Annotated in this window: 5 protein-coding genes; 2 read left to right on the top strand and 3 right to left on the bottom strand. The window is 44.2% G+C overall.

Annotation, left to right across the window (positions count from 1 at the left end; all coding sequences use genetic code 11):
- Positions 1-222 precede the first annotated feature (222 nt).
- Positions 223-2,130, bottom strand: coding sequence for a tRNA uridine-5-carboxymethylaminomethyl(34) synthesis enzyme MnmG (gene mnmG, locus PX636_RS13595; protein WP_002796249.1), 1,908 nt, complete (start codon positions 2,128-2,130; stop codon positions 223-225).
- A 232-nt stretch (positions 2,131-2,362) separates the two neighbouring features.
- Here mnmG and PX636_RS13590 point away from each other — a divergent pair, with 232 nt between their 5' ends.
- Both PX636_RS13590 and cydB read left to right on the top strand, forming a co-directional pair.
- Positions 2,363-3,790 carry a cytochrome ubiquinol oxidase subunit I gene (locus PX636_RS13590; RefSeq protein WP_069473782.1) on the top strand — a complete coding sequence of 476 codons (1,428 nt, stop codon included), beginning with the start codon at positions 2,363-2,365 and terminating at the stop codon, positions 3,788-3,790.
- 8 nt (positions 3,791-3,798) lie between these two features.
- Positions 3,799-4,812 carry a cytochrome d ubiquinol oxidase subunit II gene (gene cydB / locus PX636_RS13585; RefSeq protein WP_002792975.1) on the top strand — a complete coding sequence of 338 codons (1,014 nt, stop codon included), beginning with the start codon at positions 3,799-3,801 and terminating at the stop codon, positions 4,810-4,812.
- Between the two features lie 82 nt (positions 4,813-4,894).
- Here cydB and PX636_RS13580 read toward each other — a convergent pair whose 3' ends face one another.
- Together PX636_RS13580 and PX636_RS13575 are read right to left on the bottom strand one after the other, a co-directional pair.
- Positions 4,895-5,389 (bottom strand): phosphoribosyltransferase, encoded by a 495-nt coding sequence (locus PX636_RS13580; RefSeq protein WP_288117578.1) that lies wholly within the window; start codon positions 5,387-5,389, stop codon positions 4,895-4,897.
- Between the two features lie 22 nt (positions 5,390-5,411).
- On the bottom strand, positions 5,412-5,645 hold the full coding sequence (locus PX636_RS13575; RefSeq protein ID WP_002771307.1) for a hypothetical protein: 234 nt from the start codon (positions 5,643-5,645) through the stop codon (positions 5,412-5,414).
- Between the last annotated feature and the right edge of the window lie 328 nt (positions 5,646-5,973).

Below are 5,973 nucleotides of genomic sequence, written 5' to 3'. Positions count from 1 at the left end.
ATCTACGGTTTCACCGATAGGTTATTGCCCGAATGCTTCGCCCCTACAGGAGGCGGGCCGATGAAGACGCAAGGTTTTGAAGCATGATTCTCTCAAAATCTTGCACCTGTTTCGCGAGAAAAGCCACAAAACCCTTACCTTGCCTACATTTCACATTTATTCAGCAAACCCTAATTAAGCAGCCGATGATAACTCTCGATCGCTGATAATCAGAATTATTTCCTAACTTTTAACTGCTGACATCTGCCGCATTTCTAAATACACTAATAAAGCGTTAATATCGGCGGGATTGACTCCGCCAATTCGCGAGGCTTGACCGATGGTGGCGGGTTTAATTTTTGTTAATTTTTCCCGGGATTCCATTGACAAAGTTTCGATTTTCATGTAGTCAATATCGGGGGATAAATGACGGTTACTGTGGCGACTAATTTGGTCAATTTGATTTTGTTGTCGTTTCAGATAACCGGAATATTTAATTTCAATTTCTACCCCTTCTCTTTCGGCTAAATTTATATCGGGATTACCTAAACCATAACGATCAAGATCGAGATAATGCAAGCTAGGACGACGCAGTAAATCTGCTAAAGAGAGAGAACCTTTGATTTTTTGTTCTGTATCCTTAACGATGGCAATTGCCACCTGATCCCGTTCTTTAATTCTCGTTTCGTGTAGGCGTTCTTTTTCAGCGATAATATTAGCTTGTTTGCTCTGGAATAATTGCCAACGCCGGTTATCAATTAAACCAATTTCTCGCCCTAAAGGTGTTAATCTTTGATCGGCATTATCCGATCGCAATACTAAGCGATATTCGGAACGACTGGTTAACATTCGATAGGGTTCCCGCAGATCCTTAGTACACAAATCATCGACCAAAGTTCCCAGATAACTTTCCTCCCGGGGAAAAACAATTAACTCTTTTCCTAAAGCAAACCGCGCCGCATTAATCCCCGCCACCAGTCCCTGGGCTGCCGCTTCTTCATAACCGGTTGTCCCGTTAATTTGTCCCGCACAAAATAATCCCTCAATCTTCTTCGTCATCAGGGTTGGATAACACTGAGTTGCTGGTAAATAATCGTATTCCACTGCATAGGCAGCCCGCAACATCACACAGTTTTCTAAACCGGGTAAAGTCCGCAGCATTGCTAATTGAACATTTTCCGGCAGTCCCGTTGAAAAGCCTTGAATATAAAGTTCGGGAATATCGCGCCCTTCCGGTTCAATAAAAATTTGATGACTTTCTTTATCGGCAAAACGGACGATTTTATCCTCAATACTAGGACAATAACGCGGCCCTTTGGAGTCAATAAAACCGCCATAAATGGGGGATAAATGTAAATTATCTCTGATTAATTGATGAGTTGCCGCCGTGGTGCGGGTGAGATGACAGTTCATTTGTTCCCGTTCGATCCACACCTCTGGATCAAAACTAAACCAACGTACCTCGTCATCGGGCGGTTGCGGTTCCATACGGGAGTAATCCACCGAACGCTTATCGACACGGGCAGGAGTGCCAGTTTTTAGGCGATCGGTCTCGAATCCGAGACGATTTAGGGTTTCTGTTAAACCCACCGCCGCAAATTCGCCCGCGCGTCCAGCTGCCATAGACTTGCCGCCGATCCAGATTTTGCCGCCTAAAAAAGTGCCAGTGGTTAAAATGACGGCTTTAGCGGCGAAACAAGTGCCGAAATAGGTTTCTACCCCTAAAACTTGCTCATTTGCCCCTAAAATCAGGTCTGTGGCCATGCCTTCCCGAATAACCAGATTGGCTTGGGTTTCGACGATACCTTTCATCACCGCCGCGTATTCCCGTTTATCGGTTTGGGCGCGTAGGGCCCAGACTGCCGGCCCGCGAGAGGCATTAAGAACCCGTTTTTGCAGATAGGTGCGGTCGGCCATTTTGCCAATTTCGCCGCCTAAAGCGTCCACTTCGTGGGTTAATTGGGATTTAGCCGGACCACCGACGGCGGGGTTACAGGGTTGCCAAGCGATTTTATCGAGATTAAGAGTGAGGAGAAGGGTACGACAACCGAGACGGGCGCAAGCTAGGGCCGCTTCACAGCCGGAATGGCCCGCCCCGACGACGATGACATCAAATTCATCTTGAAAGTCTGCGGCTGAGGAGAAAGTCATACTCGATCGAGGGGAAAATTAATTAATCAGGCTAATATTCTAGCAATTTTTCTGAGTTTTCCCCCCAATATAATACAAGAATACTAACTAAGTCATTGACTAACACCAAAGCGATCGCATAAATCTAAAAACAATCTGTATAATCCCTATTTACCCTTGCCTTTTCAGGGCATTACTGGCTAAATATTATAGGTGCTTATCATATCTTCACGATCGTTTAAAGATTGTAATCATGGATTTACTTGCCAATCCCGTCGCTTTGTCGCGGATACAATTTGCCGTCACCGCTATTTTCCATATGCTTTGGCCGGTGTTAACCACTGGTATGGGCATTTATCTAGTCATTGTCGAAGGATTATGGCTAAAAACCCGCAATCCTGACTACTATCATCACGCTCGCTTCTGGGCAAAACTCTACATTCTCAATTTCGGCATTGGAGTTGCTTCTGGTTTACCCATGGCCTTCCAGTTTGGCATGAATTGGGCGCCTTTTTCGGAAGCGGTGGGGGACTTTTTCGGAACTATCCTCGGTTTCGAGGGAACCATGGCCTTTATGCTAGAGGCTAGTTTTCTGGGAATTATGTTGTTTGGTTGGGGACGAGTTCCCCCGTTAATTCACTTCCTAGCGACAATTCTCGTCGCTTTCGGGGCTAATCTTTCCACTTTCTGGATTTTAACCGCTAATTCTTGGCTGCAAACCCCCGCCGGCGGCATTTTCGTGGATGGTAAATTTATCGTTCAGGATTACCTACAAGCGATTCTCAATCCCTTCATGGTTAATAGTTTCCTGCATATGTTTTTCGCTACTCTGGAAACTTCTCTTTTCGTCATTGGTGGGATTAGTGCTTGGTATTTGCTCAATAAACGTCACATTAGCTTTTTTAGTCGTTCTCTCAAAATTGTTCTTACTCTAGCGATTGTTATCGCTCCCTTGCAAATTTTTGTCGGTCATCTTAGTGCCGAACAAGTGTATCACTATCAACCGGCTAAATTAGCCGCCATGGAAGCGCAATGGGAAACTATTCCCGCGGGAGAAACTGCTGCTTGGAGTTTGGTCGCTTTACCCAAGGATAAAGCGGAGACAAATAGCTGGGAAGTGAAGATTCCTAATGCTTTGGGTTATCTTTTGGAGTTAAAACCCAAGTTATCGGAACCTGTTCTCGGCTTAAAAACGTGGAAATACGAAGACAGACCGCACATGGTGGGTCTAATCTATTATTCCTTCCGGATTATGGTCGCTATCGGTCTTTTTCTCGCTTCTTTAATGACTGTAACTGTCGGGCAATGGCTGCGCGGTCAACTGAGTAACGAAAAAATCGACAGTCAAAAATGGTTACTGCGCGCTTGGGTTTTTGCGGCCCCTCTGGGTTATCTTGCGGTTGAAACCGGTTGGATTGTCCGTTGTGTCGGTCGTCAACCCTGGACGGTTTACAATCAAATCCGGACAGTGGATGCTGCTTCTAAACTGCCCGCAGGCGAGATTTTAACCTCTTTAATCGGAATTACGGCGATTTATGTCTTTTTCTTGGTTTCTGCTCTCTATTTCGGTAGTCTTATTATCCGTCAGGGACCAAATCTTAACTTACCACTGCCGGGGACTCAACAGGAAAAAGTGACCTCACCAGAACTAAATCCTCGTTCCCTAGAAGCGCAACAATAGGAGGAACTATGGAACCGTTACAGTATTTTTTGCCACAAATTTGGTTTTTTATTCTGGGTTTATTCCTGTTTCTATACGTCCTCCTCGATGGTTTTGACTTGGGGGTGGGAATTCTTTCCCTGACTTCCTCCTCCGAGAAGCGTCGCAGTATTTTAATGACCAGTTTGGGCAATGTTTGGGATGCTAACGAAACTTGGATTGTCTTGATGGGGGGTTCCCTGTTTGGGGCGTTTCCCCTAGCTTACGGGACAATTTTAAACGCTTTATACCTGCCAGCAGTGATTATGGTGGTGGGGCTGTTATTTCGGGCTGTTTCCTTCGAGTTTCGTGAACATTCTCGTCGCAAGTTGTTCTGGAATTATGCCTTCGGACTCGGCAGTTTTTTGGCCGCTTTGGGGCAAGGATTCGCCCTCGGTGCGGTTTTTGAGGGCATTAAAGTGGATGAATTGGGTCATTTTGCCGGCGGCCCCTTTGATTGGTTAACATGGCGATCGATTCTAGTTTCTCTAACTTTAATCCAAGCTTATGTTTTAGTGGGTTCCACTTACCTAATTCTGAAAACTACGGGTAATTTACAGGAAGTTCACTATAAAACGGCAAAAATTGCCGCTATTACCACTTTTATCGGTGCTATCTTTATCACCATCAGTACGCCGCTGCTTTCTGACCATATCCGTCAGCGTTTATTTGACCCTCGACTAATTTACATCTTTATCCTCATCCCGATTTTAGCTGTGGTGTTACTGGGTTTGTTACTGCGGAGTTTGCAACTAAAGGAAGAAAACACCCCCATGGTCTGGACAGTATTGCTGTTTATGCTCTCTTTTATCGGTTTGGGATTGTTGATTTTTCCCGATATTATTCCCCCGTCCGTGACAATTTATCAAGCGGCGGCCGCTCCCAGTTCTTTGGTGTTTATGCTGACTTTTGTGGGTTTTTTAATCCCAATTTTACTAGCCTATACAGTTTATAATTACATCGTTTTTCGGGGTAAAATTACTGCTGAATCCTACGGAGAATAGATGAGGTTGCCGATTTCAGACATGAATCTTCTTTGGTGGTATTTTTAAAGGGAAACTCTCTACCTCTGATGCTAAACTGAATTTATTCTAGGAGGTCTTTGGGTGTAATTAACTCGTAACGCTCGAAGGGTTGATGAATCCAAGGATTATCGGGGTAATATTCCACATAATAGTCAGGTTTGATTCTTGATGCCGCTTTGTACCAGATCACCGCAGTTTTGATATTGGTAATCCCGTATTTTTCCCGTAACAAAATCGAGGTTTTTTGGAGAGTGATTCCCGAATCGACTAAATCATCCACTAATAACAAGGGACTCTTTAATTTGGCTTCGATCATGGCTAAATTCGAGGAAATAGTTAATTCTCCCCGAATTTGATGATTTTGCCCCCCGTAGGAAGCAGCGTAGAGAATGGCTAGGGGTTGACGAAAAAGACGACAGAGAATGTCACCGACGCGCAATCCTCCCTTAGCTAAACAGACAATCTGAGCAAATTGCCAACCAGAATGATCGATTTTTACTGCTAATTTTTCGATCAGACGATGGTATTCATCCCAAGAAACATAGACATCGGCCATATTTTCCATTCCCGATTGAGAATTACTTATTTTCGGCAGGTCGATCACTACTCCAGGCCCACCAAACTCGATCGCATTGACAATGATAGAATTCCTGCCATTTACGACGGGAATCTTCTCCTAAAACGGGTGCGCGGCGATTGATCCAAACGGCCTGAGCTTCTTTAGCTTTTGCCCCACAGTAAGGACAACAAAAATTGTAGGCGTGAACAGCATTCTCTGTCCAGTCAGGAGGAAAGGGACTAAAAGCATCCATAATCTCTGGGTTAAGGGGGTTAACAGTCAAAAAGGGGCTTCAATCGCTGGTGTTTAGGCCATAGTCCTCAATTTCTGCTTCGATAATTTTTACAGCGTTTCCCATAGAAATGAAGTGTAACCTAATTTGGTATTGACGACCGACTCCCCCAAAGGAAAACTTTGTACCTCACTATTAAGATAAATGCTATAATAGGTTTTGACAAATCGCGATCGGGAATATTTTCATGAAAATTAAGATTAATAACCAGAAAAACTGACTCAATAGACAATCTCCTTGTTTACTTTATCACTAAAAAAATATGGCTAAAGGGGATCAAATATACGCT

The sequence above is a fragment of the Microcystis sp. M53598_WE2 genome (assembly GCF_030067735.1).
GTDB classification, from domain to species: domain Bacteria; phylum Cyanobacteriota; class Cyanobacteriia; order Cyanobacteriales; family Microcystaceae; genus Microcystis; species Microcystis aeruginosa.
This window is presented reverse-complemented; position numbering and strand designations above follow the sequence as displayed.